The 25,922-nt window shown below is 39.3% G+C and carries 20 protein-coding genes and 1 tRNA gene; 12 read left to right on the top strand and 9 right to left on the bottom strand.

From position 1 onward, the window contains the following. The first annotated feature begins 9 nt into the window (after nt 1-9). Together R2S10_RS19990 and odhB are read left to right on the top strand one after the other, a co-directional pair. Nucleotides 10-2,757 carry a 2-oxoglutarate dehydrogenase E1 component gene (locus tag R2S10_RS19990; protein WP_316842185.1) on the top strand — a complete coding sequence of 916 codons (2,748 nt, stop codon included), beginning with the start codon at nt 10-12 and terminating at the stop codon, nt 2,755-2,757. 64 nt (nt 2,758-2,821) lie between these two features. Then, nucleotides 2,822-4,045, top strand: a complete 1,224-nt coding sequence (odhB, locus tag R2S10_RS19985) for a 2-oxoglutarate dehydrogenase complex dihydrolipoyllysine-residue succinyltransferase (RefSeq protein ID WP_316842184.1) — start codon at nt 2,822-2,824, stop codon at nt 4,043-4,045. A 98-nt stretch (nt 4,046-4,143) separates the two neighbouring features. Here odhB and R2S10_RS19980 read toward each other — a convergent pair whose 3' ends face one another. From R2S10_RS19980 to R2S10_RS19970, 3 genes are all read right to left on the bottom strand, one after another. Continuing rightward, nucleotides 4,144-4,878, bottom strand: coding sequence for a head GIN domain-containing protein (locus tag R2S10_RS19980; RefSeq protein ID WP_316842183.1), 735 nt, complete (start codon nt 4,876-4,878; stop codon nt 4,144-4,146). Between the two features lie 62 nt (nt 4,879-4,940). Then, nucleotides 4,941-6,599 (bottom strand): M1 family metallopeptidase, encoded by a 1,659-nt coding sequence (locus R2S10_RS19975; protein WP_316842182.1) that lies wholly within the window; start codon nt 6,597-6,599, stop codon nt 4,941-4,943. 7 nt (nt 6,600-6,606) lie between these two features. Further along, complete coding sequence (locus R2S10_RS19970; RefSeq protein ID WP_316842181.1) at nt 6,607-8,484, bottom strand: CocE/NonD family hydrolase; 1,878 nt, start codon at nt 8,482-8,484, stop codon at nt 6,607-6,609. 147 nt (nt 8,485-8,631) lie between these two features. Here R2S10_RS19970 and lpdA point away from each other — a divergent pair, with 147 nt between their 5' ends. After that, nucleotides 8,632-10,038 carry a dihydrolipoyl dehydrogenase gene (gene lpdA, locus R2S10_RS19965; RefSeq protein WP_316842180.1) on the top strand — a complete coding sequence of 469 codons (1,407 nt, stop codon included), beginning with the start codon at nt 8,632-8,634 and terminating at the stop codon, nt 10,036-10,038. A gap of 191 nt (nt 10,039-10,229) precedes the next feature. Here lpdA and R2S10_RS19960 read toward each other — a convergent pair whose 3' ends face one another. The 5 genes from R2S10_RS19960 to R2S10_RS19940 form a co-directional block, all read right to left on the bottom strand. Next, nucleotides 10,230-13,421, bottom strand: a complete 3,192-nt coding sequence (locus R2S10_RS19960; RefSeq protein WP_316842179.1) for an efflux RND transporter permease subunit — start codon at nt 13,419-13,421, stop codon at nt 10,230-10,232. Nucleotides 13,422-13,514: 93 nt separating this feature from the next. Continuing rightward, a complete protein-coding gene (locus R2S10_RS19955) occupies nt 13,515-14,579 on the bottom strand; it encodes an efflux RND transporter periplasmic adaptor subunit (RefSeq protein WP_316842178.1) in 1,065 nt (354 codons plus the stop codon). Beyond that, nucleotides 14,576-15,925 (bottom strand): TolC family protein, encoded by a 1,350-nt coding sequence (locus R2S10_RS19950; RefSeq protein WP_316842177.1) that lies wholly within the window; start codon nt 15,923-15,925, stop codon nt 14,576-14,578. Before R2S10_RS19950 ends, R2S10_RS19955 begins: the two co-directional genes overlap by 4 nt. A 109-nt stretch (nt 15,926-16,034) precedes the next feature. After that, nucleotides 16,035-16,640 (bottom strand): TetR/AcrR family transcriptional regulator, encoded by a 606-nt coding sequence (locus R2S10_RS19945; protein WP_316842176.1) that lies wholly within the window; start codon nt 16,638-16,640, stop codon nt 16,035-16,037. A 115-nt stretch (nt 16,641-16,755) separates the two neighbouring features. Next, nucleotides 16,756-17,364, bottom strand: a complete 609-nt coding sequence (locus R2S10_RS19940) for a TetR/AcrR family transcriptional regulator (protein ID WP_316842175.1) — start codon at nt 17,362-17,364, stop codon at nt 16,756-16,758. 153 nt (nt 17,365-17,517) lie between these two features. On the opposite strand from R2S10_RS19940, the gene murB reads away from it, so the two are divergent. The 4 genes from murB to R2S10_RS19920 all read left to right on the top strand — a co-directional run bounded on the left by murB (nt 17,518) and on the right by R2S10_RS19920 (nt 20,258). Then, nucleotides 17,518-18,534, top strand: a complete 1,017-nt coding sequence (gene murB / locus R2S10_RS19935; protein ID WP_316842174.1) for a UDP-N-acetylmuramate dehydrogenase — start codon at nt 17,518-17,520, stop codon at nt 18,532-18,534. Between the two features lie 169 nt (nt 18,535-18,703). Continuing rightward, the gene (locus R2S10_RS19930) at nt 18,704-19,234 is read left to right on the top strand and encodes an RNA polymerase sigma factor (RefSeq protein ID WP_316842173.1); all 531 of its coding nucleotides are present in this window, start codon (nt 18,704-18,706) and stop codon (nt 19,232-19,234) included. A 116-nt stretch (nt 19,235-19,350) separates the two neighbouring features. Then, nucleotides 19,351-20,022 (top strand): lycopene cyclase domain-containing protein, encoded by a 672-nt coding sequence (locus R2S10_RS19925; RefSeq protein WP_316842172.1) that lies wholly within the window; start codon nt 19,351-19,353, stop codon nt 20,020-20,022. After that, nucleotides 20,022-20,258, top strand: a complete 237-nt coding sequence (locus tag R2S10_RS19920; protein ID WP_316842171.1) for a cytochrome b5 domain-containing protein — start codon at nt 20,022-20,024, stop codon at nt 20,256-20,258. Before R2S10_RS19925 ends, R2S10_RS19920 begins: the two co-directional genes overlap by 1 nt. Nucleotides 20,259-20,415: 157 nt before the next feature. On the opposite strand, the gene R2S10_RS19915 is transcribed toward R2S10_RS19920, so the two are convergent. After that, nucleotides 20,416-21,336: a PfkB family carbohydrate kinase gene (locus tag R2S10_RS19915; RefSeq protein ID WP_316842170.1), complete on the bottom strand. Its 921-nt coding sequence runs from the start codon at nt 21,334-21,336 to the stop codon at nt 20,416-20,418. Between the two features lie 144 nt (nt 21,337-21,480). On the opposite strand from R2S10_RS19915, the gene R2S10_RS19910 reads away from it, so the two are divergent. The 5 genes from R2S10_RS19910 (at nt 21,481) to R2S10_RS19890 (ending at nt 25,860) form a co-directional block, all read left to right on the top strand. Further along, nucleotides 21,481-21,557 (top strand) — tRNA-Asn (locus R2S10_RS19910). Nucleotides 21,558-21,609: 52 nt separating this feature from the next. After that, nucleotides 21,610-22,254, top strand: a complete 645-nt coding sequence (locus tag R2S10_RS19905; protein ID WP_316842169.1) for a hypothetical protein — start codon at nt 21,610-21,612, stop codon at nt 22,252-22,254. Nucleotides 22,255-22,354: 100 nt separating this feature from the next. Next, nucleotides 22,355-23,416, top strand: coding sequence for a sensor histidine kinase (locus tag R2S10_RS19900; protein ID WP_316842168.1), 1,062 nt, complete (start codon nt 22,355-22,357; stop codon nt 23,414-23,416). Continuing rightward, a complete protein-coding gene (locus tag R2S10_RS19895; RefSeq protein WP_316842167.1) occupies nt 23,409-24,101 on the top strand; it encodes a response regulator transcription factor in 693 nt (230 codons plus the stop codon). Before R2S10_RS19900 ends, R2S10_RS19895 begins: the two co-directional genes overlap by 8 nt. Nucleotides 24,102-24,114: 13 nt before the next feature. Next, on the top strand, nt 24,115-25,860 hold the full coding sequence (locus tag R2S10_RS19890; RefSeq protein ID WP_316842166.1) for a CocE/NonD family hydrolase: 1,746 nt from the start codon (nt 24,115-24,117) through the stop codon (nt 25,858-25,860). The last annotated feature ends 62 nt before the right edge of the window (nt 25,861-25,922 follow it).

Here is a 25,922-nt window from a genome sequence, read left to right as displayed (position 1 = left end):
TCACACATAATGGATAATTTATCTTATCTCAGCGGCGAAAACGCCGAATACGTAGAGTCCCTTTATCAAGCATTTAAGGAAGATCCCAATTCGGTTGAATTTGGTTGGCAGAAATTTTTTGAAGGCTTCGACTTCGGAAGAAGTTCATCTCCGGTAACAGGAGAGGAAACGCCTGAACATTTCCTAAAAGAAGTTAGTGTTTTAAACATGATCAACGGTTACCGTCAGCGTGGCCACTTGTTTACACATACTAACCCGGTTAGAGAAAGACGCAAGCACTTGCCAACTTTAGATCTGGTAAATTTCAATTTGTCTGATGCTGATCTTGATACTGTTTTCAATGCAGGTATTGAGCTTGGAATCGGAGCGGTTAAATTAAGCGAAATCGTTGCTTTCTTAAACCAGACTTACTGCCGTTCGATCGGTGCAGAGTACAAGTATGTACGTACCCCGGAAGTGTTGTCATGGATTGAGAAGAAAATGGAGAGTGTTCGTAACACGCCTAATTTCTCTATTGATGAGAAAACAAGGATCCTTACAAAATTAAATGAGGCAGTATGCTTTGAGAGTTTCCTTGGAACCAAGTTCCTTGGACAAAAAAGATTCTCTTTGGAAGGTGCTGAGGCATTAATTCCAGCATTGGACTCTGTAATTGAAAAGGGTGCCGCTTTAGGTATTCAGGAGTTTGTAATTGGAATGGCGCATCGTGGAAGGCTGAACGTTTTGGCCAACATTATGCAAAAGTCTTACAAAGATATTTTCGCTGAGTTTGAAGGTAAAGGATATAGCGCAGAATCACCGTTTGGTGGTGACGTAAAATATCACTTAGGTTACTCGACAGATGTAACCACTAATGATGGTAAAAATGTTCACTTGAGTTTATGCCCTAACCCTTCGCATCTGGAAACAGTAAACGGAGTGGTTGAAGGAATGACCAGGTCGAAGATCGATTTCAAATATGATGGTGATAATGCCCGTATTGCACCAATCTTGATTCATGGTGATGCTTCTATCGCTGGTCAGGGGATCGTTTATGAAGTGATTCAGATGGCTGGCTTAGACGGTTACAAAACTGGAGGTACCATTCACCTGATCATCAACAACCAGATCGGTTTCACTACAAATTATAAAGATGCACGTTCGAGTACTTACTGTACAGATATCGCTAAAGTAACTTTATCACCGGTTTTCCATGTAAATGGTGACGATGTGGAGGCTTTGGTTTACGCGATTAATCTGGCTATGGAGTACCGTCAGAAATATAAAAATGATGTGTTCATCGATATCTTATGCTACCGTAGATTCGGTCATAATGAGTCTGATGAGCCTAAATTTACCCAACCTTTATTGTACAAAGCAATCGAGAAACATGCGAATCCTCGCGATATCTATGTTGATCAGTTGATTAAAGAAGGTAAATTAGAAGCTTCTGTTGCAAAAACAATGGAAAAAGAATTCCGCGGTATTTTGCAAGGCTGCTTAAATGAAGCTAAAGAAATTACTTCTACTTATCAGGATGTGAAATTTGGTGGTGCATGGAAAGACATGCGTATTGCTACCGTGAAAGATTTCGAAAGCTCTCCTGATACTTCAGTAGATGAGGCCACTTTATTAGGGGTAGCTAAAAGCATCTCTACGCTTCCTTCAGATAAAAAGTTCTTCAAGAAAATTGAGAAACTTTTTGATGAGCGTAGCAAAATGGCAAATACTTCTCATGTGTTCGATTGGGCAATGGGCGAGCAATTAGCTTACGGTACTTTATTGGCCGAAGGTAAACGCGTTCGTTTGAGCGGTCAGGATGTGGAAAGAGGAACTTTCTCTCACCGTCATGCCGTGTTGACTTTAGAAGATTCTGAAGAAGAATACATCCCATTGGCGAATGTATCTGCTGATCAGGCTTCTTTTGATATTTACAATTCTCATTTATCTGAGTATGGTGTATTGGGCTTTGAATATGGTTATGCCATGGCAAATCCAAATGCATTAACGATTTGGGAAGCACAGTTTGGTGACTTCTTTAACGGCGCTCAGATTGTAGTAGATCAATATATTGCCAGTGCAGAAACGAAATGGCAACGTGAAAACGGTTTGGTAATGTTATTGCCACATGGTTATGAAGGTCAGGGTCCGGAACACTCTTCCGCACGTATTGAGCGTTTCATGGAGCTATGTGCAGATTATAATATGCAAGTAGCCAACTGTTCTACTCCTGCAAATTTCTTCCACGCGATCCGCAGACAATTTAAACGTGATTTCAGAAAGCCATTGGTGGTATTTACACCGAAAAGCCTTTTACGTCACCCAGCTTGTGTTTCTAAATTAGCCGACTTTACAGAAGGTAAATTCCAGGAAGTAATTGATGACGCAAATGTGAAAGCTGCTGAGGTTAACAGAGTATTATTCTGTAGCGGAAAAATTTATTATGAGTTGTTGGATAAACAACAAAAAGAACAGATTAAAGATGTAGCTATTGTAAGGGTGGAGCAATTGTATCCAACTCCGGTAGCTCAGATGGAAGAAGTTTATGCCAAATATAAAAATGCTACTGAAGCTGTTTGGGTTCAGGAAGAGCCTGAAAACATGGGCGCATGGCCGTATTTGTTGCGTAGATTAAGAAGAACTATCTTTAGTAATATTGAAGTGATTTCAAGAAAAGAAAGCAGCAGTACAGCTTCTGGTTTTGCAAAACAACATGCAGATCAACAAGCGTATATCCTGTCTAAATCTTTTGAAATGCCTGTAAATCAAACCGTTTAAGGCATTACTGGGAATTCTCTGAGTAAAGTAATAATGTAGATTAGAAAAATATAATACATCAGTTATGAGTATAGAAATAAAAGTTCCGCCGGTAGGCGAGTCGATTACCGAAGTTGTTTTGTCACGCTGGGTGAAAAATGATGGTGATGTAGTAGAAATGGATGAAGTGATTGCGGAATTAGAATCTGATAAAGCAACTTTTGAATTAACTGCAGAACAGGCTGGAACTTTAAGGATTGTTGCTGCTGAAGGTGATACCTTGGCTATCGGTGCAGTCGTTTGTAATATTGAAGAAGGTGGTGCCGCTCCTGCTGCTAAAGCAGAAGAAGCGCCTAAAGCCGCTGTTGCTGAAGATAAAGCCGCTGCTCCTGTAGCTGCTGCGAAATCTGGTGATAGCTATGCTACTGGTACGCCATCTCCATCTGCGGGAAAAATCCTTGCAGAAAAAGGAATAGAAGCTGGATCTGTAAAAGGTACTGGTGTTGACGGAAGAATCACTAAGGAAGATGCTTTAAAAGCAGAAAAAGCAGCGCCTAAGAAAGCTGCAGCTCCTGCTGCTGCACCAGTTGTAGCTGCTGTTGCAGGTGCAAGAGGAGAACGCAGACAGAAAATGTCGCCACTACGTAAAACCGTTGCCAAGCGTTTGGTAGCTGTCAAAAACGAAACAGCGATGTTGACTACTTTTAACGAGGTAAACATGAAACCTATCATGGACCTTCGTTCAAAATATAAAGACCAGTTTAAAGAAAAATATGGTGTTGGTTTGGGTTTCATGAGTTTCTTCACTAAAGCAGTTTGTGAAGCAGCGAAAGATTTCCCAGCAGTAAATGCTAGAATCGATGGTGAAGAAGTGGTTTACAATGATTTTGTAGATGTTTCTATCGCTGTTTCTGCACCTAAAGGATTGGTTGTTCCAATCATCAGAAATGCAGAAAGCATGACTTTAGCTCAGATTGAGAAAACAGTTATTGAATTGGCTACTAAAGCTCGTGATAGCAAATTGACTATCGAAGAGATGACAGGTGGTACGTTCACGATCACCAATGGTGGTGTATTCGGTTCTATGATGTCTACGCCAATCATCAACTCTCCACAATCAGCAATTTTAGGTATGCACAACATTATTGAGCGTCCTATTGCAGAAAAAGGTGAGGTTGTGATTCGTCCGATGATGTATTTAGCATTGTCATATGATCACAGAATCATTGATGGTAGAGAATCTGTAGGTTTCTTAGTAAGAGTGAAACAATTATTAGAAGATCCAGCAAGATTGCTATTAGGTATCTAAGCTTGTTTTTAAGTATATAAAAAATCCCCGTATCAGGTTGATACGGGGATTTTTTGTTTGGACTTATTTGTATTTAGCTATGCTTTTTACTGAAACACTTAATCTGCTTTTCTTACTCTTCCAGATCCTGAAGTTGCTTTGCTTACCGTTGGGTTTCCAGTATAGTTGACACTTCCTGAACCACTGGTGGCTGCATCCAGACTTTTTTGTACGTCGATGTGAACTGAACCAGAACCGCTAACGTGTGCATCAACATCCTCCGCTGTGAATGATTTGCCAGAAAACCCTCCAGATCCACTAACGGCAATTTCTGCTTTTTTTGCTTTTCCATTGATGTTCATACCGCCGGAACCGCTAATGGCAGCATCAAAATTCTGGACATTCACAGTTGCTTTAATACTTCCGGAGCCACTAAGTGCTACATCTAATGAATTGGTATTGATGGTTTGTTCTACATCAATACTTCCTGATCCGGATACCGCTAAATTGGTGATCTTTTTAATAGTAATGTAAGCCGTTACTCTGGAGTTTCCTGAGTTATTGAACCATCGTTTCCATTCGGATTTTTTTGGTCTGATGGATAAGGTTCCGTCTTTCACTTCTGTGATCAGTTGGTCTATGGCTTCCTGATCGCCTTCCAGCCTTAAACTTTCCGTATTTCCGATCTTTACGTAGGTTTTGATCGAACCTCCAATGGCGATCCCAGTGAAATTGCTCACTTTTCTTTCTTCATCCATAAGATGAGAAGCACTGATTCTTATAGGTGAAATAGCCTGACTATGTAATCCCAGGCTCAATAATGCGAATGTTAGTATTAAACTTAATCTTTTCATATTGTTTTGGTTTTCTATAAGACGCAGTGCTATTCCCTTTTGTTGCAGAGTTTTGTGTTTATTTATAATATATTTTTTGTTTTGATATAAAAATTGGGATCTACCTGGAAATTGTCTTTGTTTAAGCTAGCTTTTAAATTGATGGTTTTCCATTTTGTATTTGGATAAATGAAGGAAAATTCGCCAGGTTTCAAGCTTACTTTTACAGGCATATCAAAGTCTTTTACGGTATTCGTCCAACGGTAAGTTAATTTGTTCCCCTCAATTTTATACTCCAATACGGGAACCATAGTGGTTCTTAAATATTGGTCAAATACTTTGTTGAGCTTCAATCCACCTTGTTTGGCGATATAGTTTTCAATTTCTTCTGTGGTAACAGTTTTATGGTAAAAGACCTTGTTCATCCCCCTAAGGATGCTTCTGAATTTTTCATCATCATTAATCAGCTGCCTGATGGTGTGTACCATATTAGCACCTTTGTAATACATATCTCCGGAACCTTCATGGTTAACGCCATAGATGCCTATGATAGGAATGTCGTTGATAATGGCTTTTCTGACGCCAATTACATAAGCCGAACCCGCTTCTTTTCCTTGTGTAGATTCGGTAAATAGGGCTTCAGAATAATTGGTGAAACTTTCATGGATCCACATATCCGCAATATCTTTGGAGGTGATGTTGTTTCCAAACCACTCATGACCACTTTCATGGATGGTGATGAAATCGAACTTCATTCCCCAGCCTGAACCGGAAAGGTCGCGACCTAGATAGCCTTGTTTGAATTGGTTTCCATAGGCGACTGCACTTTGGTGTTCCATGCCCAGGTGAGGCGCCTGTACTAGTTTATAGCCATCTTCATAGAATGGATAAGGACCAAACCAGTGTTCAAATGATTTGAGCATCGGCTTCACATCAGCGTCCCAATGTGGGCGGGCCTTGGTGCTGTCTTCTTTTAGAGACCAATAGTCGATGCTGAGTTTTCCTTTTTCACCTTCAAATTCATCAGCCCAATGTGCGTATTTTCCTATATAAAGGGCAACATTATAGTTGTTGATCGGATTGCCCACAAACCAGTTGTATTGGGTATAACCATCAGGTTTTTCAACGATGCTGCGTAAACGGCCATTGGAAACATCCTGGAGTCCTTTAGGTACACTGATGCTGATCATCATGCTATCGACTTCATCGCTTTGATGGTCTTTAGTAGGCCACCAACTGCTGGCACCCAATCCCTGACAAGCCATCGAAACCCATGGGTTGCCAGATTTATCTTTACTGAAAATGAATCCCCCATCCCAGGGTGGGGTTTTTGCAATGATAGGATTTCCAGCGTAAAATACAGTGAAACTACCTTTATGACTTTTTTTTATGGTTTCAGGAAAGGTTACAAAGACTGCATTGAAGGCTCTGTTGAATGGGATTTCTTGACCTTTGTAGACTACTTTTTCTACTTTCAGATTGGCAAACAGGTCGAACTGTAGCTTATTGAAATCCTGGGTGGCGGTAAATTGGAATTCATTGCTGCCACTGATGAACTTCTGGTCAATGTCTACTTTCACATCCAGGTGGTAGTAATTGATGTCGTAACAACTGCGCAATGGACTTAATGTACCTCTTAAGGTATCTGCGCGACTAAATGTGTGTTTTTCTTTAAGCAACTGTGCCTTACCTAGCTGATGTATGCTAAGTAAGGTCAGTAATAGTAATATAATCTTTTTCATTTTTTAATTAAGGCTTTAACAAGGTAACGGATACCGCTGAGGCATTGTTGGTATCATGATAAATACGGTGCGTGGCTTTCTTGAAATCACTATCTGAGGCATGGTAAATGTCTGTAAATACCTGTGGATTTCTATCTACCAATGGGAACCAGGAGTTTTGAACCTGAATCATAATGCGGTGGCCTTTCTTGAAGGTATGCGCCACATCAGGAATGCTATAATTTACTTTGGTGATTTGTCCTGGAGTAAATGGCTCAGGTTTTTCAAAGCTGTTTCTGAATTTTCCACGCATCACTTCGCCTCTAACCAACATCTGGTAACCGCCCATAATAATGTTTTTAGGGTTTGGTTCCGTTGCTAGGGTATCCTCGGGATATACATCAATTAATTTGACTACATAATCGGCATCGGTTCCGGTAGTGGAAACGATCAGGTTTGCCATTAAAGGACCTGCAAGGGTTATGTCTTCTGTCAACACTGCGGTTTGGAAAACCTGTACATCCGGTCGGCGGGCAGCAAAACGCTGATCATCGATCATGTACTCTCTGGTTCTTCTCGCCTGTACGCCATCCTGATAAGGAACAGGTGCATTCGGATCGCTTTCGTACTGCTCAAAGCTATTTGTAGCAGTTGGTTTCTCGAAACTCAATTGTCCTTCTGGCTGGAAATAAAGTGTTTTTGTTTCGGTATTTTTCGGTGGCCAGGTTTCGAAACCTCTCCACTCATTACTACCTGTTACGAAGATATTGGCTTCTGCAAGCTTAGCATCTTTTGCATCTTTGAGGTATTGCATGAAGAAAGGGAATTCCAGGTTTTTCTGGTAACTGGTGCTGGTGGCTTGTCCGAAGTTGATGTCTCCAAAACTTTCACCTGTACTTCTAGACCATCCGCCATGGAACCATGGACCCATCACCAGGTGATTTGTTGCAGTAGGGTTTTGGTCTTCAATAGCCTTATATGTATGTAACGCGCCATATGCGTCTTCCGCATCAAAGAATCCACCAACTACTAGAACAGCTGGTTTTACGCCTTTTAAATGTGGCCTGATGTTCCTGGATTTCCAAAATTCATCATAATTGCCATGGGCCATGAGGTCATTCCAGAATTGAATGCTATCAGCAAAATATTTTTCCTTTACATTTTTCAACGCGCCTATACTTAGATAAAAGCGATAATTGTCCGTAATCGGGTATTTAAACGGTTTTGGCCCTTTATCAGGAGTGATAGGTTTGGGCCTTGGAACGCCAAAAGAGGAGTAAAAGCTAAAGGCATCGGCCAGCATAAATGCACCATTGTGGTGGAAGTCATCTCCCAAAAACCAGTCGGTAACCGGTGCTTGTGGGGATACAGCTTTCAATGCTTTATGGGCACCTGGTAATGCTGCTGAAGAGTAGAAACCAGGGTAAGAGGTGCCATACATACCCGCTTTTCCATTGTTATTAGGGATGTTTTTTAGGAGCCAGTCGATGGTGTCGTAAGTATCGGAACTCTCATCAATGTCTTTTTTTCCTTTCTTTTGATCATTATGCGGCCTTACATCCACAAATTCACCCTCACTCATCCATTTTCCACGGACATCCTGGTACACGAAAATAAAGCCTTCTTTGAGGAATAATGGAGAGGGGCCAAGTGTGGTTTTGTATTTATCTTCTCCGTAAGGGGCAACCGTATAAGGCGTTCGGTTGATCATGAAGGGGTATTTGCTCTGCTTATCCTTGGGGATATAAATGGCTGTAAATAGTTTAATGCCATCGCGCATTGGAATATTGCGTTCGATCTTGGTATAGTTCTGACGTACATACGCAGAATCAGACAACTGTGCGAAGCCGGAGGTTCCTGTGAAAAGCAGCAGGATGGCTAGCCAGGAAAATTTAAAGCGAGTCATGTTGGGTATTGTTTTTATGAAGCTTAAATATACAGAAATCGTGACTTCATTTTTGAGAATGTAACATTAAAGATGAGGAAAGAGTTGCTTTTAGGGGGATTATTAGGATAGGTTTATTAACTTTGTTCCACAAAAAAAAACCTTAATATGCAATACGATGTAGTTGTTATTGGCTCGGGCCCGGGCGGTTATGTTGGCGCAATCAGATGTGCTCAACTTGGCTTAAAAACGGCAGTGATAGAAAAATATAAAACTTTTGGCGGAACCTGCTTAAACGTAGGTTGTATTCCTTCAAAAGCATTGTTAGACTCTTCAGAGCATTATCACAATGCTGCACATACTTTCCAGACTCATGGAATTAGCCTGAAAGATCTGAAAGTGGACATGCCACAGATGATCGCTCGTAAGGATGATGTAGTGGCTCAGAATACTGCCGGAATTCAATACCTCTTCAAAAAAAATAAAATTGATTCTTTCCAGGGATTAGGTTCTTTTGTTGACAAGAACACGATTCTTATCACTAAAGAAGACGGAACTACAGAAACTATTACGGCTAAGAATGTGATCATTGCTTCAGGTTCTAAACCAACAGCATTGCCATTTTTACCGATCGATAAAAAGAGAATCATCACCTCAACGGAAGCGTTAAACATCAAAGAAGTACCAAAAGAAATGGTAGTAATTGGTGGTGGTGTAATCGGTTTAGAGTTAGGATCTGTATACGCACGTTTAGGTACTAAAGTATCTGTAGTTGAATTTATGCCGTCAATCATTGGTACAATGGATGCAGGTTTAGGTAAAGAATTGCAACGTGTGTTGAAGAAATCTTTAGGCATGGAGTTCTTTATGGGGCATAAAGTAACAGGTGCAACTGCTAAAGGCAAACGTGTAACCGTAACTGCTGAGAATTCAAAAGGTGCTGCTGTTAGCATCGAAGCTGATTACTGTATTGTTGCAGTTGGTCGTACGGCTTATACCGAAGGTTTAGGATTAGAAAATATTGGCATCAAAACAGAAGATCGTGGCAACAAGATCCCTGTAAATGAGCATTTGGAAACTTCGGTTCCTGGTGTTTATGCAATTGGTGACGTAATTAAAGGTGCAATGCTTGCACATAAGGCAGAAGATGAAGGTATTTATGTAGCGGAAACTTTAGCTGGACAAAAACCACACATCAATTATAACCTGATTCCAGGTGTAGTGTATACCTGGCCAGAAGTTGCTTCAGTAGGTTTTACTGAGGAGCAACTGAAAGAAAAAGGTACTGCTTATAAAGCGGGTTCATTTCCTTTCAAAGCTAGTGGACGTGCAAAAGCAAGTATGGATACAGATGGTTTCGTTAAAGTATTGGCAGATGCGGCTACTGATGAAATCTTAGGTGTACACATGATTGGTCCACGTGCAGCAGATATGATCGCTGAGGCTGTGGTAGCAATGGAATTCCGTGCTTCAGCAGAAGACATCGCGAGAATTTGCCATGCACACCCAACTTATACAGAAGCATTAAAAGAAGCAGCTATGGCTGCAACTGAAAACAGAGCGATTCATATTTAATCCTCGTTTTTGATATTGAAAAGAAACCTCAAGCAATTGGGGTTTCTTTGTTTATAGGCTATGGTGTCCCCTTGGAAAGAGGGACAAAAGGCTTCTGGTAGGTAGCTCATCTGTAAAAGGAAATTTTACTATATAAAAAAAGAGGAATCTGCTGAATGCAAATTCCTCTTTTTTATGATGATCGGGGCGGTTTAGTGTTTACCGTCCAGGTCGTATTCTTTAACGTCTTTATGATCGTATGGTTCTGCGATCAGCTCTTCTATTGATTGACCTTTTTCATTGAAGCCAAACTTGGTTAAGATGTTATCAAAGATTTGATACATTACCGGTACTACGATTAGCGTTAGGAATAGGGAACTGGTTAGTCCACCTACAATTACCCATGCCAGACCGTTTTTCCATTCCGCACCAGCACCACTGGCTAATGCAATTGGAAGCATACCGATTACCATGGCAATCGTAGTCATTAGGATCGGACGTAAACGTGCATGGTTGGCCAAGATCAGGGCTTCATGCGTTGTTTTACCCTCTGCTTTCATCTGGTTTGTAAAATCGACCAGGATGATCGCATTCTTCGCTACCAGACCAATTAGCATGATCAATCCTAAAATGGTAAAGATACCTAATGAGTTATTCGTGATCGCTAAGGCTAATAAGGCACCGATTACCGATAACGGAATCGAGAACATTACTACCAAAGGATAAACAAAACTGTCATATAAGGCTACCATGATCAGGTATACCAAGATCACCGAGGCCATCATTGCAATACCTAAAGTACCGAAACCTTCACTCTGATTTTCCTGGTCACCACCCCATACATAGCTTACACCAACTGGTTTTTTCAGTTTGCCATCCGTTTCCATAGCTTCCAGTTTTTTCCTGAATTCCTCTACGATGGTACCTGTTGGCCTACCGATAGATTGCGCTTTTACGGAAACAGAAGTACTCTTATCTCTACGTTCCAGCTGACTAGGGCCTGAGCCTTCTTTAATATCAGCGAACTGGATTAGTTTTATCTTTTCACCATTACCATTGATAAAAGTCAGGTTTCTTACGTCATCGATATTACGACGGTCAAAGCTTTGAAACTGGATATTGATGTCGTACTCGTACTCACCTTTACGGTATTTGCCATCTGTATTTCCACTAAATGCGGTTTGCATCGTCATACCTACAGTTTGTAACGTCAAGCCTAAAGCAGCCATTTTATCACGGTCAACTTGAACATTGATCTCGGGACTACCTTTTTCTACGGATAATTTTACCTCTGCAGAACCAGGAATACCTCTCAATACCTCCATTGCACCTTCTGCGTATTTCATCGCACTATCCAAATCAGATCCCATAACCACAAGGTCAATAGGTGCGTTTTCTGCGATTCCCAAAATACTGATCGGTACGGTTTTCACCTTAGCACCTACCAGGTATTTCGATAGCTCACGACTTACTTTAGTGGCATAGATATCAGAAGCATCTGCACGATCTTTACGCTCTACTAATTTTACGTTGATTTCAGATTTGTATGCCGTGGCTTGTGAAGATCCCATATCACCACTGGATTGTCCAACGGTAGTAATCATTTGGGTGATCTCAGGTTTTTTCGCTAAGTACGCCTCCGCTTTTTGTGTGAACTGGTTTGTTTTCTCTAGGGAAGCATCTTTAGGAAGTTCTATTTGTACCAGAAACTCTCCTTTATCACTTTTAGGGAAAAACTCATTACCGATGTAACCACCGATCGTTAATCCACATGAACTCAACAGGAGCATAAATACACCGATAGTAGTGATGGCTTTATGGCGTAAAGTCCATTCTAAGATTCCTGTTACCCAAACGGTGAATTTATGTAATTGTTTTTCGAACCATAAGATGAAACGTCCGAAAGCATTTTTACCTTCAATTTTCTCCAGTTTACCGAAACGTGAAGAGAGTAATGGAACGATGGTAAATGAAGTGACCAATGATAATAAAGTTGCAATTATTACCACCACACAGAATTGACGTAGGATGTTAGAAACCAATCCTGAACTCACTGCAATCGGGAAGAACACAACCACAATTACCAAGGTAATAGACACTACAGTAAATCCAATCTCTGCAGTCGCATCGTATGCGGCACGAACACGGTTTTTACCCATCTCCATGTGTCTGTAGATGTTTTCCAATACCACAATCGCATCATCGACAAGGATACCTACTACCAGGGATAAGCCGAGTAAGGACATCAGGTTTAGCGTATAGCCAAATAAGCTCATTCCGATAAATGTAGCAATCAGGGAAGCTGGGATAGACACCATTACAATCGCTGCGTTACGTAAACTGTGGAGGAAGAACAACATCACAAAGGCTACCAGGATAATTGCCATGATTAAATCGTGGATTACCGCATCAGCTGATTCTAACGTAAAGATCGAACTGTCGTTGGCAATTATGATTTTTAAATCTACCGCTTTATAGTCTTTTTCAAGGCTCGCTACAATTTTGTGCATGCCTTTACTTACTTCTACCGCATTCGCGTCAGATTGTTTAATGATCTGAATAGCAATAGCTCCTTTTCTGTCGATACGAGCGATTTTCTCTACTTCTTTTTGTGCATCCTGAACATCGGCTACATCACTCAATCTGATTTGTGCGCCAGTTTTGCTAGTGGCAACAACCAGATTTCTCAATTCATCAACCGTTTTGAATTTACCGGAAAGACGGATCAATACGTCCTGATTTTCTGTTTTTACACTTCCTGTAGGAAAGTCTAGATTGGAAGTCAGGATGGCCTGTTGAATTTGTGGGATAGAAAGGTTGTAACCTTCAATCTTGGCTGCATTTAATCCAACAACGATTTCACGTTCAGAACCACCTACGAGGTTGACTTGCGCCACACCTGTTACCCTGGAAAGGATCGGGGCAATACGTTTATCGATCAAATCATAGAAAGCGGCATCATCCATTTTTGCAGATGCTGACATCGTGATTACCGGTAAATCATCCAATGAGAATTTATTCAGGGAAGGTTGTTTTACATCCGTTGGTAAATCAGCAAGGATAGAGTTTACTTTACGTTGTGCCTCATTCAATGATAAATCCACATTGGCTTTGTCATTTAAAGTGATGGTCACTACAGATAAACTCTCGTAAGATACTGCATTTAGTTTCTTAATATTCTCCATGGAGGAGACGGCATCTTCAATCTTCTTGGTCACGGTATTCTCTACCTCATTTGGCGAGGCACCTGGATATACCGTAGAAATAGAGACTACATTATTAGAGAACTTTGGTAATAATTCATAGCTCAGGCTAAAATAGCTCAATAGCCCCATCAGCGTTAGCGCGGTAAAAACCACGATAACGAGTGTTGGGCGCTTTATAGAAATTTCTGTTATTTTCATCAGAATATAATTGTTGTTCAATGGTTATGAAGCTTGCATCAGGATGCAGGTTTCATCAGAATAGTTTTGTTATATATTCATGCTAATTGTTGGTTATTTTACAGGAACAACCGGGGTTCCATCAACTAAGTTGATTTGTCCACTGGTGATCACTGTTTCGCCTTCTTTCAGGCCATCCAGCACTTCAACATTTTCTCCAAGGATTCTACCTGCAACTACTTTACGCAATACAGCTTTATTTCCTTCACCCAATACAAAGATCTGGTTGCTGCTCACACTGCCAAAGAATGCACCACGAGGAATAATAATCGTAGGGGCAAGATTTGGGAATTTGAATACTGCAGTACCATACATCCCTGCTTTGATAGTGTTCTTTTTGTTGTTTTCTACTAAGATTTCAACCGGGAAATTTAAAGAAGCATCTGCTTTTGCTGCGATAAAGGTGATTTTTCCTTCAAAGTTATCTGTTGGGAAAACGTTTGCTTTGATCGGCACCTGATCGCCAAGGTTTAAGTTAGCTACCTGAGATTCGTCTACGTTTACTTTTAGTTTCAATTTAGAAACATCTACCAATTCAAACAATTGTGTGCCTTGTGCATTTGCATATGCACCAACTTCTACATATTTTTTGTTCACAATACCATTGATAGGAGATCTCATGTTCGCATCACTTACTCTTTTCTGTGAACTTTGTAATCTTAATCTAGCGTTTTTAACGGCTAGTTTTGCCTGATCTAATTGTTGTTGTGTTACCCCACCTGTTTGGAAAGAGCTTGCATATCTTGCTTCATCTCTAATTGCATTTTGCAGGTTTGCCTCAGCAGTTTCTTTATCCGTATTTAAGATTTCCGCATCAATGCGTGCCAATGGCTGTCCTTTAGCTACTCTATCGCCTTCTTTTACATAAATAGCAGTCACACGACCTGCAATTTCTGCCATGTAATTCAATTCTTGAATAGGAGCAAATATACCGTTAACGCTGAAATCAAGGTTTATAGGTTCTTTTTTTGCTACTTCCGTACGAACACTAACTGCACCGCTACCTTCCGCAACAATTGCCGTTTTTTCTGCATTTTTCTTTTTGTTGTTTTTCAACACCAGGGCAATCCCGGCTATGGCAAGTATGATTACTAAGGCTGTAATGATTCCTTTTTTCATTGTAGTAGTGATTTTATATTTCCGTTTGATTTGATTAATTGAATTTCGGCAATCTTATAGTTCAATAAGGCCTGGGTATAGCTGTTCTGTGCTTCTGTAAGTGCGTTTTCTGTATCTAATAAGTCCGTTAAAGCAGCAAGACCATTGTTGTAATTGTTTTGAGTGCTATTGTAAATCTCCTGAGCAAGCAAAACGTTTGCGCGTTGAGAATTAATGGTGTTTACACTGTTTTTCAATTGGATCTTAGCGTTCTCATAAGAGAGGTTTAACGCGTTACGTGTTTCTCTTCTGTCTTCAGTAGCTTTTTTCAAATCCACATCTGCCTGACGAACTCTGGAACGTGTAGCAAAACCATTGAAAATCGGCACTTTTAAGGTGACACCAACTGCTGAGGCACCGTACCAAAAAGCCTCACCGTTTCTCTTAAATAGATCGAATTTATCACTTACTCCGCTGTAAGTGTAATTTGCAGCTAAGGCAAGGGTAGGGTAGTATTCTGCTACGTAAGCCTTACGTTGTAAAGTAAGTAGGTCTTTTTGGATGTTTAACAGCTTCATTTCTGTTCTGTTCTCTACATTTACAGTATCTGAAAATACAGGAAGTGTTGGGTTGTGGTCTAGTTCTGATTTTGGTAAATTAATTGCCGTTTCTACTGGCATACCCATAGAGAACTTCAATTGATTTTCCAGTTGAATGATCGCATTTGAAGTTTGTTCACGTCTGGTTTCCAGATTGGTAAGGTTCACTTTGATTCTATCTACATCAATTTTTCTGGCCAAACCATTTTTGTATTGGTTACCAATGATCTTTTCAACTACTTTTACATTTTTGATATTGGTGTCAATTACATTCAGTTGCTGTCTATTTACTAATACCTGGTAATAGTTATTCGCTACCTGCTCAATGAGCTGCTCATCCGTTAATTCAGCATTGGTGGTGTAATAACTTTCGCTTGTTCTAGCGGCTTTTAAGCCAGTAAAAACTTGCTGATTAAATAACTGCTGGTTCAACTGAATCCCGGCATTTGCATTCCATGCACGTCCCATTTTAAAGGCCATAGGAGACCCATCTGCATTTGTTCCAACTACTAGTTGTCCAATGATTGGGTTGTAAGTTAATCCCCCATTTCCAGTTACTGTAGGTAGTGCCTGAGCTCTGACCTCCTCTGTTTTATAACGGCCTCCTTCGATGTCCAATTTCGCTTTACGCGTGTTCGCGCTGTTCTGAATGGCGTAGTTTAGTGCGTCCTTGAGAACCAGCGTTTGCTGTGCGCTCGCTACATTAGATAATAATAATCCCAGCAGCAGTAGTGGAATCAGTTTTACCTGTTTAATTATAGTATTCATGTTTATTATAATTTGTGGTCTATTGTTATTTAAATCCGTCTATTATTCGTTTATTCTTGTTGCACCTGTAGGTTTCGTCTATTCATAACGCTTTTTAACCTGGCTGTTCTTACTTTAGTCCTTTGATAAAAATCTTTGATAGCTGGTGTTGTTTCTCCAATATGGTTTTCATTTCTTTTTTGCTTGGGAACAATTCTTTGTTGCCATGAAGTAAGCATAAGGAGGTAATTCCTGCCTGACTGTCCAGATAAAGCTCCGCTGTTTTAAGCGCATCCACAGGAGCGATTTCCCCATTGTCTATTGCACATTGTAAAACCTTTGCATGAAAATCCGCGTTTTTGGCCTTCATGGTAAGGAATGCTGCCCTCAACCCATCTGAATTCAGAGAGGCATCTGGGCTACCACCAGAAAGATGTAACATATAGTACTTTTGAAAAAATCGGTGTCTGATTTCAACAAAAGCTCCTAAACACTCTTCAATAGAGTTTTTGGAAGCTTGATCTTTTTCCATCAGCTCAAAATAATCGGAGAAAATCTTGTCAATTACACCCAATACAAGACTACTCTTATCTGGGAAATAATAGTACAAAGAAGGTTTAGAGACTGATAAATCGTCTGCTATTTCGTTCATTGTGGTTTTGTTGATGCCGTAGTGAATGAACCTCTTTATCGCACCCTCAATAATCAATTCCCTTTTTTTATCTGTCTCTACCATTCTACTTTTTTACTTTCTGACTTTTTTATTTCTACAGTCAAAAATACTACCATAATTCTGTAACTTGGAGTTTGTTCGAAAAATCCAAGTAAACTGACTTAATTATGACAAAAAGCTATGGTTTAGCTTTCAAGCCTCCTAAAAAGATGTCAGCAAACATTTTTTCCTTTTGAAAGATCTGCTTAAACTGTTCTTTTCCGGGAAACATGTTCTTATCCTTGGAGAGGATGTTGAAATGGATGCCTGATAAAGCATCAATAAATATTTCAGTGGCTAGTTTAGTATCACCGATAAAAAACTCTTTATTGGCTACACCACGGCTGAATAATGAACCGATAATGATGAATTCAAAGGTTCTTGCTTTGTGGAATTTTTCTGCCAGATTTTCTGGGAGTTCATTTCCAATGATCTGGCTAGATTCCAGGATGTTGTAGTATTTTTGAATAAAAGCCTGTCTTTTTTGTAATAGTTTCAGGAGGCCTTCGCTTGCTGTTTTTGTTTTGTCAATAGATTTTACCAGATCTCTGCTGATGATTTGCATAAGGTGTTCTATTGCACTTACGTAGAGACTTAATTTGTCAGGAAAATAGTAATAAAGTAATGCTTTTGAGAAAGAGATGTCTTTTGCGATTTCAGTCATGGTGGTTTTTGATAAGCCATAATGGGCAAAACGCTTTAAAGCCGCCTCAATAATTAAAATTCTCTTTTTATCCTGATTTTCCATTTAAATTTTTTGTTCTCCTTTCTCCAATAAATACTGTTATTTAAACAATAGAGACGAAAAATAGTCAATTTTTTTAAATATCTATTTAATCATCTTGATTCCCCTCCCGAACAATTACATTTGTAGCCTATAGCAAATCAGTTCATTTTAACTATGACCATCTTCCAACAAAACACTTCATTAAAGCCGTATAATACGTTTGGTATCCCTGTTAACGCCCGTTATTTTGCTAAGCTGACTACAGCTGCAGATTTGCAGGAGCTATTGGGATCTGACTTAATCAAAACAGAACCTTTGTTAATTTTAGGAGGTGGGAGCAATCTGTTGTTCACCAAAGATTTTGAAGGATTGGTAGTTAAGGTGAGCATTCCAGGGATTTCAGAAGTGATAACTGGTGATGAGGTAATTGTAACTGCAGGGGCTGGAGTGGTATGGAATGATTTTGTCAACTATTGTGTACAACATGGTTATGCCGGAGTGGAGAACCTCAGCCTAATCCCAGGCACAGTGGGTGCTTCGCCAATACAGAATATCGGTGCTTATGGCGTTGAGCTGAAAGACGTATTTGAGTCTTGTACGGGCATGGAAATAAATACTGGCATATCAAGAGTTTTTAGTCATGCGGACTGTAAGTTTGGATATCGCGATAGTATTTTCAAAAATGAATTAAAAGGGCAGTATTTGATTACCGAGGTACGTTTTCGCTTAAATCGTGTAGCGAAAATTAACACCCAGTATGGAGCAATTCAGGAAGAGCTGGCCAAACGTGGCATAGCGATACCAACTATCGCTGACGTGTCTGCTGTGGTTGCCCATATTCGTGTAAGTAAATTGCCGGATCCTTCTACAATAGGTAATGCAGGGAGTTTCTTTAAAAATCCTGTGATAGCAAAAGCTGAGTTTCAAAAAATCTACAAAGAGTTTCCTGAAGTAGTTCATTATCAAGTTACTCCTGGTAAAGTGAAGCTTGCTGCAGGTTGGCTGATTGAACAATGTGGGTTTAAAGGTAAGGTAGTAGGGCAAACAGGAACCTGGAAAAGTCAGGCACTGGTACTTGTCAACCATGGACAGGCTACTGGACAGGAAGTGTACAGTTTTTCAGAAAACATTATAAATACTGTGGAGGCCAAGTTTGGTGTGAGATTAGAAAGAGAAGTAAATATTTTGTGACACAGGGCTCTTTATCATAGCCAACCCCGAAAAACAATTTCTTAATATTGGGGTTGATTTTTTGGTACTAATGTTGTATAGCATTTGGTGTGTAAGATTAAACAAACTAGCGAGCGCCACTCATAAATCTTTGTTTGTTTGCCTTTTTAACCTTAAAACTTAAAACATTATGACAAAAAATGAATTCAACCTCCAGCTAAACGATCATTCTGTTTCGTTGCAGTCATTCGCTTTAAATTTTACCAAAGATATTGAGGATGCAAATGACTTAGTACAAGACACGATGTTGAAAGCTGTAACTTACTACAGCAAATTTAAAGAAGGTACTAATCTAAAAGGATGGTTGTTCACCATCATGAAAAATACCTTTATCAATAACTATAGACGTTTGGTGAAAACAAATGCTTTAATCACTAAGTCTGACGACATTTCTTCTGCAAATCTGCACTACAGTGCATCCAAAAATACAAGTGATAGCAAGTTTATCATAGGCGATATCAATAAAGCCTTAGCTACGCTACAACCAGAATATTATGTGCCATTTATCAAGTATTTTGAAGGCTATAAATATCATGAAATTGCAGAGATCTTAGAGATTCCTATCGGAACAGTAAAGACCAGAATCCATGTAGCCCGTCAGATTCTTAAAAAATATTTAAAGACTTATTCTAAAGAGATTTTAGGAGCAGAAATCATTTAATCTTTTATAAATAGTTGCAGAATGCCTTAATCTGATGTTAAGGCATTTTTTTTGCTAAAAAAAGAAAATTGGTAAATGGGGTCAAAATCATATTTTTGGGCTTAACTCATCATTAAATGAACCTTACTTATCTGTTGTTGGCATTGAGCATATTACTGATTCCTACTCTGCTGCTTTTTGTTAAAAAGACAAACTTCAATCAAACAATAAAATTAGCCATTCCAGCAGTATTCATTACCGGATTAATCTTCTCTCTTTTTGCAATTTTATTTGTCATTTTTAATGCCTGGGTGTTTAATCCTTCCTATTTGTCGGGGGTATTTCTTTGGCTCATCCCTATAGAAGAGGGACTCTTTTATATGACGAGCTGTTTAGCCGGAATCGCAATATATCAGGCTTTAAATGCTTTTTTTCCTGAGAATGCGCTAGATAAGTTTAGCTTGTCTTTTAGTAATCTGATGTTGGGAATTTGTATAGCAATGCTCTTTTTTGCACACATGAAATGGTACAGTACACTGTCATTTGGAGTGCTTTTCTTGCTGGTATTTTATACAGAGTATATTAACAAGCTGCGTTTTAGTTACCGATTTTATCGGGCTTATATGGTTTCTTTGGTACTCTTCTACTTAGCTTACGGACTTATTTCTATGCTTCCTGTGATCTCTTATAAGGACACACTTGATTTAAGAATTGGGCTGATCCCTTTTGAAAGTCACTTTTATTTCATGGCAATGTTGCTGTTAAGTATCTACCTTTTTGAATTGTTTAAAAGCAGATCCAAGGCATAATGGAGTTGCCGTTATACACGAAACAACAGTTGGCCTTACGTAATGGTCAGGATAAGCCGCAGATCTGGGTAGCTTTCCAAGGACTAATTTATGATGTCACAGAAAGCCGATTATGGCGTAATGGAAAGCATTATGAACACTGGGCAGGACAAGATTTGACGGATGAACTAGCGGATGCACCGCATACGGAAGGTGTTTTTGAGAGATTTATCGCTATAGGGAAATTGAAACATTAAACTTTCGAATGCTGAGTAAGTTTTTTTTCTGAGGCTTTCAGTTATGTAAAAAACGGAGTGTTGCTTTCAACACTCCGTTTTTTTATAACCGCGTTTCCAACTCCTGTTTAGGATTGTTCGGCTGGTTATTTTATAGTGTTTTGCAATCCGGAGCTACTTAAGCCTCAATTGTAAATGAACTTAGTTTTACAAATTCCTGAATACGGGCAGCTACTTCTTCATCTGTTAGGTTAAGGATTTTTTCTGTTCCGAATTTCTCTACACAGAAAGAAGCCAAAGCAGAACCGTAAATGATGGCATTCTTCATATTATTGAAGTTTACAGTACCTACTTTTGCTAAATAGCCAATAAAGCCACCTGCGAAAGTATCTCCAGCTCCAGTTGGATCAAATACTTCTGCTAAAGGCAATGCTGGTGCAGAGAATATTTTATCTTCATGGAATAGTAATGCACCATGTTCGCCTTTTTTAATGATCAGGTATTTTGGACCCATTTTCAGAATTTTCTCTGCAGCTTTAACTAAGGAGTATTCTCCTGAAAGTTGACGGGCTTCTTCATCGTTAATGGTTAGAACATCTACTAGTTTGATGGTTTCCAATAGGTCATCCATCATGATATCCATCCAGAAATTCATCGTATCCAAAACGATCAACTTTGGTTTGTTTTTTAATCTTTCTATTACCGTACGTTGAATGATCGGGGTAAGGTTACCTAACATCAGGTACTCGCAATCCTGATAATTTTCAGGAATGATTGGATCAAAATCCGCCAATACATTTAGTTCAGTGACTAAAGTGTCTCTGCTGTTCATGTCATTGTGGTATTTTCCTGACCAGAAGAAAGATTTTTCTCCCTCTTTTATTTGCAAACCTTCGGTATCAATTCCGTGTTCATTAAATGTATCAATGTCTTCTTTATGGAAGTCATCGCCTACAACAGCAACGATTTTTACCTTATCATAAAAGTAAGATGCAGCTAAACTTGCATAAGTAGCGGCTCCTCCGACTATCTTATCTGTTTTTCCGAAGGGAGTTTCTATAGCATCAAATGCTACAGTCCCTATGATTATCAGGCTCATAGATATTTTTTTAAAATTATTTTAAAATATTTCGCTACAAATATTGCATAAATAAATTAAAACCCCTAATATTGCATTCCCAAAACGAACGAAACTTAATGTTGTTTAATACTTCGGAAAGACGTTTATTTTGGTAACCAGTACTCCCGAGTAGCTCAGCTGGTTAGAGCATCTGACTGTTAATCAGAGGGTCACTGGTTCGAGCCCAGTCTCGGGAGCCAAATTGCAAAGCCTTTCAGTGAAAACTGAGAGGCTTTTTTGGTTTTAAACAAAATGAAAGACAAATTCTACCTCCTTTTCCTATTGGTCTGCTTCCAGCTGTCTGTCCTGGCACAAAAACATAAGACGGTTGAACCATTGTATCAATTCATGCAGGCAAACGCAGATTCCACTCTGGTTTTAGAATTTACCAGCAGTTGGTTTCATTTTCCGGAGCATTACCTGCTCAGTAAAAAGGGAGATACAATTAGTTGTTATACTTATAAAGCTCCTGAAAATATCTATTCTTATGGTCCTACTCCAGCGAAAATTAGTTCAGCGATGTATAAATTTACGATGAAAATACTATCAGTACCTCTTGATGTTAACCAGTATTTTAGCAGTTATACAAAGAATCTTGAAGAAAGGAAAAGCTTTTGGAATCAGTTATCAATACTTCAGCCATGGGCATTAAAGGATGATTCAGTAGAAGGAGAAGGTTGTCCTGCTATTCCTCACACTGAACGTATTCCTCCTGTGGTTTATGATGCTGGAGGTGTAAAAATTACGCTGATCACAAAAAAGGAAATTAAAACTATTGATTTTTATGGGCCTCAATTTTATGAAGAAAATTGCCCAGGGCGACCAGCGAGAATTGCAATCAACAAGATGGCGAAGTTGTTCGATGATCATTTTAAAATCAAGTCTGTTTATAAATGATCAAAGGGTAGTCCGGCGTTCATCCCCAAAATAGTGCATTGCTGTACTTTATCTTTTTTCTTGGGATTAGTTTTTGTTGATTTGTTTCAAATAAGAAACTTTGAAAACTAAACCTCATTTATCACTTTATTGGAAATGTCAGATTGTCGGCTGGACAATAGCTGCGCTCTACTGGACGTTGCAGGGATTTTTATCTGGTGGTTTTCGGTTTGATCTGGCCATTGTGCAATTGATCTCAGATGTGTTGATCTATGTATTGATGACACATATGTATCGCAATTTCTCTTTAAGACATCATTGGGAGGATTTACCTTTGAAAAATCTGCTGATACGCATTCTGCCAGCTATAGTGTTTATGGGCTTTCTCTATACCCTTGTTACGGTACTCAAACTTTATGGAATAAGGGTGGTTTTTGGTTTAAATGAGCATCAGTCCATACTGGATTTTTTTAAGATTAACGGTCTAGGCATCTTTATCGCAGGTATTCGTTTAATGGCGATCTGGCTCCTGGCTTACCACCTTTTTCACTATGCAAAAAGAGAATTACGTCTGGCAGGAGAAAAAGCACACATTGAACTGAGTTTAAAACAAGCGCAATTGGATAACCTTCACATGCAACTCAATCCACATTTCCTGTTCAATTCTTTGAATACTATAAAATCGTTGATTTATACCAGTCCTAGTTCTGCAGGTAGAGGAATTGATTTGCTAAGTGAGCTTTTGCGGGCAGGGCTTTATAAGGGAAAGGCTTTGATGCTTTCACTCGAAGAAGAACTTTTCCTGGTAAAGGATTATCTGGAACTGGAGAAGTTACGGATGAGGGAAAGGTTGAATTTTAAAATAGTTTGTGATGCTTCATTTTTCAGTATTCCAGTTCCAAGAATGAGTATCCAGGGTTTGGTGGAAAATGCCCTGAAGCATGGTGTTGCAGTGGAGAAAGATGGAGGATTTATTCATGTACTCATTACCCGACAGTCCGATCTTTTGTGTATTGAGGTATTGAGTCCGGGTCAATTGTCTGTCAACAAGAATAAAATGGGTATTGGGCTTGAAAATCTAAAGGAAAGATTGAATATTACTTATACTGGCAATGCAAGCTTTGAACTCTACGAGAAGTCAGGGCAAGTATGCGCGATACTAAAAATTCCGGTTTATGGATAATATCATTAGAACCATTATTATAGATGATGAGCCTGGGGCAAGGCTGGAATTAATGCGAATGCTCAAGAACTATCCACAGGTTCGAGTTTTAGCTGAGGCATCACATGCTGATGAAGCCGCTAAACTAATCGAATTGTTGAAACCTGAGTTGATTTTTCTGGATATTCAGATGCCTGGGCGCTCAGGTTTTGAACTACTGGAAGGGCTTGATTTTATACCTATGGTGGTGTTTGTCACGGCCTACGACGAATACGCTCTGAAAGCTTTTGAGGTGAATGCCATGGATTATTTGATGAAACCTATCAGAGAAGAACGCTTTGTAAAAGCAATGAATCAGGTTGTTGAAAGGTGTTTAGGGGAGGTGGAGCCTGCCATCTTTGTGAAAACCAAGTCGCATCATTATCGGATTAAATGGAGTACAGTTTATTTAATAGAGTCGATGGATAACTATGCCAGACTATACTTTGGTAATGAGCAAGTATTATTAAAGACCTCTCTCAATAGATTAGAGGAAAAATTAGATAAAAAGATGTTTTTCAGGGCTAATCGCAGTCAGATGTTCAATTTAAATGAGATTAAAAGTATTAATCGGGAGTTGGCTGGGATGTCAATAACGTTAATCAATGGGACATTATTACGTGTTTCAGAACGACAGGCGGTTAGATTCAAGAATCTAAATCAATAAAAAAAACAAAATTATGAGGATGAACCAAAACACTTTCGGTATGGCTCTGCTATGTCTTTTATTTAGCCATTTAGCTTTTGCTCAGTCTCCGATGATTTTACCAACTACTCTAAACTATTATATAGCGGATAGTGTGATGATCAGGGCAAGTAATGGAATTACCCTTTCGGCTGTCGTGGTAAGGAAAAAAAATGCGCCAAAGCGATTGCCCACAGCGCTTATGTATCTTATTTATTCAGATACAAAGAGAAGTTTGGCAGAAGCTAAATATGCCGCTGATCAGGGGTATGTGGGTATTGTGGCCGATGCGAGAGGAAAGCGTCTGAGTCCGGATGCCCCTGTACCTTATGAAAAAGAGGTAGAAGATGTGAATGCGGTCATCAATTGGATTGTTCAACAACCCTGGAGTGATGGGCGGGTAGGCATGTATGGGGGGAGTTATTCTGGTTTTGCCCAATGGGCAGCAACAAAGTCCTTGAATCCTGCATTGAAAACGATTGTACCCTATGTGGCAGCCATTCCCGGACTTGGACTTCCGATGGAGAATAACATCTTTTTATTGGCAAATTATCAATGGCCATTTTATGTGACGAATAACAAATACACGGACGATGCGGTAAATAATGATGGCGCACGATGGCGGAGAATGCGGATGAATTGGTGGGAAAGTGGCTTGGCATATCATAAGGTAGATAGCTTAGATGGCGCAGCTAATCCATGGTTTCAGAAATGGCTTTTACATCCGGATTATGATGCTTACTGGCAATCAATGGTTCCTTTTAAAGAAGACTTCTTGAATATCAAGATTCCGGTTTTAACGATTACCGGTTATTATGATGATGGACAGGTTTCTGCACTGGAATACCTAAGGGAGCATTATAAATATCTTCCTGATGCGGAACATTACCTGATTATTGGGCCATATGATCATTTTGGTGCTCAAAAGGGAGGTGTTCCAAATTTAAGGGGTTATGAGGTAGATAAAATTGCGTTGATCAATACGCGTGAAATTACTTTTCAATGGATGGATTATGTTTTAAAAGGAGGAAAGAAGCCGGAGCTTTTAAAGGATAAGATAAATTTTGAAGTGATGGGAGCCAATAGTTGGCGACATGTGTCTTCAATGGATAAGATGGAGGCATCTAAAGTCAGATTTTACCTGGATAAAGTAGGAGATCAGTATAGTTTAACTTCGGTTAAACCCGCTAGTACCTTGTTTATTGGTCAATCTGTGGATCTGGCAGATAGAACAAGCACAAATAATGATTACTATCCCGATCCGATCATTAAGAAAGAAATAGACAGGAGCAATGGATTGTTTTTTTTAACTAAGCCATTTGATGAAGCGGTTAGTGTAAGTGGTAAGTTGGAAGGGATATTGAAAGCGATTATTAATAAAAAGGATATGGATATTGGCCTCACGCTATATGAGCTGAGTCCTGAAGGCGAATATTTCCAGCTTTCCTATTTTTTAGGTAGAGCAAGCTATGCTGATGATATGACTCAGCGGAAATTACTAGATCCGGGAAAAGAAACAGCTATTCCTTTTTATCGTTCCAGAGTATTTAGCAAGCAATTAAAAAAGGGAAGTCGATTGCTATTGATGTTGAATATTGATAAGAATCCTTTTGCGCAGATTAATTATGGAACAGGAAAAGAGATCAGCAATGAAAGTATTAAGGATGCAGGGGAGCTATTACAGATCAGATGGTCAAATCAAAGTTTCATTGATATCGGTATTTCAAGAACGGATAAGTAAATATAAATGGGTGTATTTCAGGCACATTTATTGTGTTTTTGTGGGGAATCCATTAATTTTCA

It is taken from the genome of Pedobacter gandavensis (assembly GCF_032678745.1).
Classification (GTDB): domain Bacteria; phylum Bacteroidota; class Bacteroidia; order Sphingobacteriales; family Sphingobacteriaceae; genus Pedobacter; species Pedobacter gandavensis_C.
Note: the sequence above shows the minus strand (reverse complement) of the source record. Positions and strands in the feature narration are given on the sequence as shown.